Source organism: Pseudomonas sp. NPDC087817 (assembly GCF_044742875.1).
Taxonomy (GTDB): Bacteria; Pseudomonadota; Gammaproteobacteria; order Pseudomonadales; family Pseudomonadaceae; genus Aquipseudomonas.
Window position 1 is genome coordinate 10,065 of sequence record NZ_JBIUVJ010000086.1, and the last position, 4,631, is coordinate 14,695.

At 60.8% G+C, this 4,631-nt stretch carries 5 protein-coding genes; all 5 read right to left on the reverse strand.

Going from position 1 to position 4,631, the window contains the following annotated elements:
• Positions 1–2: 2 nt before the first annotated feature.
• Positions 3–125: a hypothetical protein gene (locus ACIONG_RS27825; protein WP_401304000.1), complete on the reverse strand. Its 123-nt coding sequence runs from the start codon at positions 123–125 to the stop codon at positions 3–5.
• Between the two features lie 15 nt (positions 126–140).
• A complete protein-coding gene (gene fliE / locus ACIONG_RS27830) occupies positions 141–470 on the reverse strand; it encodes a flagellar hook-basal body complex protein FliE (protein ID WP_103305367.1) in 330 nt (109 codons plus the stop codon).
• Between the two features lie 128 nt (positions 471–598).
• A complete protein-coding gene (locus ACIONG_RS27835) occupies positions 599–1,990 on the reverse strand; it encodes a sigma-54 dependent transcriptional regulator (RefSeq protein ID WP_213028757.1) in 1,392 nt (463 codons plus the stop codon).
• A gap of 5 nt (positions 1,991–1,995) precedes the next feature.
• Entirely contained in the window at positions 1,996–3,189 is a 1,194-nt protein-coding gene (locus tag ACIONG_RS27840) for a PAS domain-containing sensor histidine kinase (protein WP_213028756.1), read from the reverse strand.
• A 128-nt stretch (positions 3,190–3,317) separates the two neighbouring features.
• On the reverse strand, positions 3,318–4,631 hold a 1,314-nt coding region (locus ACIONG_RS27845; protein WP_401303996.1), incomplete at its 5' end, for a sigma-54 dependent transcriptional regulator.

Sequence of the window (4,631 nt, forward strand, 5' to 3'; positions counted from 1 at the left end):
CATCATGCAGATGCCGGTTTAAGGACGAGATTGAGGTTTTCCAGGAAGGACAGGCCGAACAGCGGCGGTTTGCCGTCTATCGGGGTGGCCTTGGCCGGAACGTTATCGGCGACTGCTTCTGCCATGACTCAATCTCGTCCTTAAACCGGCATCTGCATGATGTCTTGATAAGCCTGAACCAGCTTGTTGCGCACCTGGGTCAGAGCCTGGAACGACACGCTGGCTTTTTGCGAAGCGATCATCACGTCCGTCAGATCGACGCCGCTCTTGCCCACTTCAAATGCGTTGGCCAGTTGAGTCGACGCCTGCTGGGTATCGCTGACTTTGTTGATGGCCTGACCGAGCATGTCGGAAAAGCTGCTGCCTGCCAGTTCAGGGACAGCGGCAGTCGATTTCGGCGCAGACATGGCATCCAGCTTCATGGCCTTCATGTCTGTCATCAACCGATTAAATTCAATACCTTGGCTCATGGTCTACTCTCTTGGGCGGCCCGCAATTTTTTGACACTCACTCGGCGGGTACACAGGTATTAGCAACAAGGGTGCCAGCTCATGGGCACCCCTTTCAGAAAAGCATTTTCAAATCTTTGCGCCACGACTCAGGTGGCGAACAGGTAGCCTTCGACATCCATCCCGGCATCGCGCATTTGCGCCAGCTTGTAACGCAGGGTGCGCGGACTGATGCCGAGCTTTTCCGCTGCTTCCTTGCGCCGGCCACGCTCGGTGCGCAGGGTGTCGATGATCATCTGAAACTCCCGGCGGCGCAGGTCATCACCCAGGGCGCCGGCCGAATCCGCTTCGATCTCCACCTCACGAATCACCGCAGGCACCGGCGCTACCGCTGGCAACGTGGCGAACATCACCGGCCCGGCAAGACAGAAATCCTGCGGCTGGATCAAGCCGCCCTGCTGCAAAATCAGCGCACGCTGAATCGCATTATCCAGCTCGCGCACATTGCCCGGCCATGGATAACCGATCAGGCACGCCTGCGCCTCTGGCGACAGTTTTGCCGCCGCATGCTTCATTTTATTGACGTGCTTGGCCAGCAAGCGCTCAGCCAGCGGCAAGATATCGGCAGTGCGCTCGCGAAGTGGACGCCAGGCCAGGGGAAAAACCGACAGACGGTAAAAAAGATCTTCACGAAAACGCCCCGCCGCCACTTCCCCGGCCAGGTCGCGGTTGGTGGTGGCGACCACGCGGATGTCCAGGGTGATCGGCTTGCGCGCCCCCACCCGCTCGACTTCGCGCTCCTGCAACACGCGCAGCAGTTTGGCTTGCAGGCCGAGGGGCATTTCGGAAATTTCGTCGAGCAGGATGGTGCCGCCGTCGGCCTGTTCGAACTTGCCCGCCTGCGCCGCGATGGCGCCAGTGAACGAGCCTTTCTCGTGACCGAACAACGTCGCTTCGAGCATGTTGTCGGGGATGGCCGCGCAATTGATCGCAATGAACGGTTGGCTGGCACGATGGGATTGCTGGTGAATGTAGCGCGCCAGCACTTCCTTGCCGGTACCGGACTCGCCGGAAATCAGCACGGTGGAATCACTGCGGGCGACACGCGCTGCCAACTCCAGAAGCTGGGCACTGGCCGGCTCGACCGCGATCGGGCCATCAGCTTCGCATGCGCCAATATTGCCCAGCGCATGCCGCGCCACCAGATCCAGCAAAGCCTTGGGCTCAAACGGTTTGACCAGATAGTCCGCCGCACCTTGGCGCATCGCATCGACGGCACGCTCGACCGCACCGTGGGCGGTCATGAGCAACACCGGCAACTGCGGCTGACGGGCACGCAGCAACGCGAGCAGTTGATGGCCATCCATGCCGGGCATGTTGACGTCGCTGACCACCAGACTGAATGCTTCGCGCGCTACCGCCGTCAGTGCCTCTTCAGCACTGCCGACCGCGTGATAATCATGACCGGCCAACAGCAACGTATCGGCCAGCGCCTCACGCAACGAGCGGTCATCCTCGACCAGCAAAACCTTGATGCCCATGACGTTCACTCAGCTCCTTGTCCAGCGCAAAACAGCGGCAGGATCACCTGCGCGCACGTGCCGCGTCCGACCCGCGAACGCAGCTGCAATTCTCCCTGATGTGCCCGTGCCACAGCCTTGACCACGGTCAGGCCGAGGCCGGTACCGGTGACTTTGGTGGTAAAAAATGGCTCGCCGAGACGTGCCAGCACGGTCGGTTCGATGCCGCTGCCGGTATCGCTGACGCACAACCGCAGCGTGTTGTCTCGGCTGTAGCAATGCACTTTCAGACGTACATCGCCGGCGCTGGCCTGAATCGCGTTCTCGATCAGATTCAAAAGCGCGCCGACCAGCGTGTCGCGATTGCACAGCAACTCGCCGGCGTGGCTGTCGCACTGCCAGCGAATCGGCAGGTCCTGCACGTGGGTCAACGCGGCAGCTTGCAGTGACTGCATCAAGGCATTGGGCGTGATGCGATCAGTCAGCGGCAGTTCACCGCGAGCGAAGACCAGCATGTCGCGCACCTGATGCTCCAGCTCATGCAGACGCTCCTTGAGGCGTCCGGCGAAACGCTGCTGGGTGGCGACAGGCAGTTCCTGCTCGGTCAAGTGACTGGCATAGAGCAACGCGGCGGACAACGGCGTGCGGATCTGATGCGCCAGCGAGGCGACCATGCGCCCCAGCGAGGACAGACGTTCGTGGCGCGCCAGTTGATCTTGCAGATGACGGGTTTCTGTCAGGTCGTTGAGCAGCACCAATTGCCCCGGCTCGGCATCCAGCGAACGCGTGGCAATCGACAGGCGTCGACCGTTTTTCAGGGAGATTTCGTGGCCGTCGTCTTCACGCGGCGCAAAGCAACGTGCGATGACATGGCGCCACAGTTCGCCGTCCAGCGGCAGACCAAGCAGTTCGATGGCGGCCGGGTTGGCTTCGCGCACGATGCCGTGACCGTCAATCACGATGACGCCACCGGGCAACAGATCAAGAAGGTTTTGCAGACGGTTGGCCAGACGTTCTTTTTCCGCCAGCTCCTGCATGCGCTGGGCACTGACCACCGCCAGCTCACCCTTGAGTTCGGTCACCCGTGCTTCGAGCATGCTGTAGGAGTCAGTCAACTGACTGGACATCTGGTTGAACAGCTCGAAAGCCTGCTCAAGACCCTGTCGGCTTGCCTGCTCTACGGAGGACGGTTGCCCCTCGGGACTGGAGGCAGAAGACATCTGGGCGGCTTGGGGCATTGTGCTCTCTCGCTTGGCTGACCGTCAGTTAAACGGAACGTTGCGAGGGATGTAGCAATACCCGTGCCTAAAAAAAACTGCTTATAAATGAAGCAGTTGAAAAACAGGCGTCAATCCTCCGCCTGTTCGTCTCCATCGCGCCGGCTCATGCCGTACTTGCGCATCTTCTCGACCAGCGTGGTACGTCGAATGCGCAGGCGCTCGGCGGCACGCGCAACGATGCCATTGGCATCGTCCAGCGCCTGCTGGATCAGGCCCTGCTCCAGACCACCGAGGTAGTCCTTCAGATCCAGACCTTCAGGCGGCAGCATGGCGTTGGCGGTGAAGTCCGGCGTATGACCGTTGATGGCCACGCGCTCTTCGAGATCGCTGCGCAGGCTGTCGACCATTTGCTCGTCTTCGTCATCGACATAGCGGAATTTCTTCGGCAACTCGACGACGCCAATCACCCCGTACGGATGCATGATCGCCATGCGCTCCACCAGGTTGGCCAGCTCACGGACGTTGCCCGGCCAGCCATGACGGCACAGCGACATGATTGCTGCCGAGTTGAAGCGGATCGAACCGCGCTTCTCGTGCTCCATGCGCGAGATCAGCTCGTTCATCAGCAACGGAATGTCTTCGACGCGCTCACGCAGCGGCGCCATCTCGATCGGGAACACGTTGAGGCGATAGTAGAGATCTTCGCGGAACGTGCCGATCTCGATCATGCTTTCGAGATTCTTGTGGGTCGCGGCAATGATGCGCACATCGACGCTCTGGGTCTTGTTGCTGCCCACGCGTTCGAAGGTGCGCTCCTGCAACACGCGCAGGAGTTTGACCTGCATCGGCAGTGGCATGTCGCCGATTTCGTCGAGGAACAATGTACCGCCGTTGGCCAGCTCGAAGCGCCCGGCACGGCTGGTGATTGCACCGGTGAAGGCGCCCTTCTCGTGGCCGAACAGTTCGCTTTCGAGCAGCTCTGCCGGGATCGCCCCGCAGTTGACCGGCACAAATGGCGCGTCGCGACGCTTGGAGTGGTAGTGCAGGTTACGCGCGACCACTTCCTTGCCGGTGCCGGACTCGCCAAGGATCAGCACGCTGGCGTCGGTGTCGGCCACTTGCTGCATCATCTGACGCACGTGCTGGATCGCCCGGCTGGTGCCGACGAGGCTGCGGAACAGATTGGGTTCGCGATGACGGCCGCGTTCGCGGGCCTGGTCATACATTTCGCGATAGACCTGGGCGCGGTGCAGAGAGTCGAGCAATTTGCTGTAGCTGGGCGGCATTTCGAGGGTCGAAAGCACTCGGCGACGCTGGTCTTCGGGCAAGTCGACGGAAGAATTATCGCCCATCAGCAAAACCGGAAGGAACTCATCCCAGGTTGAGAGTGTCTTTAGCAAGCCCAAAAGCGCACCAGGAGCATTGACCGAAGACCAGCGTCG

What these genes read in the sequence shown, in the direction of transcription:
- ACIONG_RS27825 (WP_401304000.1), bottom strand. Translation starts at nt 125, where the DNA reads ATGGCAGAAGCAGTCGCCGATAACGTTCCGGCCAAGGCCACCCCGATA.
- fliE (WP_103305367.1), bottom strand. Translation starts at nt 470, where the DNA reads ATGAGCCAAGGTATTGAATTTAATCGGTTGATGACAGACATGAAGGCC.
- ACIONG_RS27835 (WP_213028757.1), bottom strand. Translation starts at nt 1,990, where the DNA reads ATGGGCATCAAGGTTTTGCTGGTCGAGGATGACCGCTCGTTGCGTGAG.
- ACIONG_RS27840 (WP_213028756.1), bottom strand. Translation starts at nt 3,189, where the DNA reads ATGTCTTCTGCCTCCAGTCCCGAGGGGCAACCGTCCTCCGTAGAGCAG.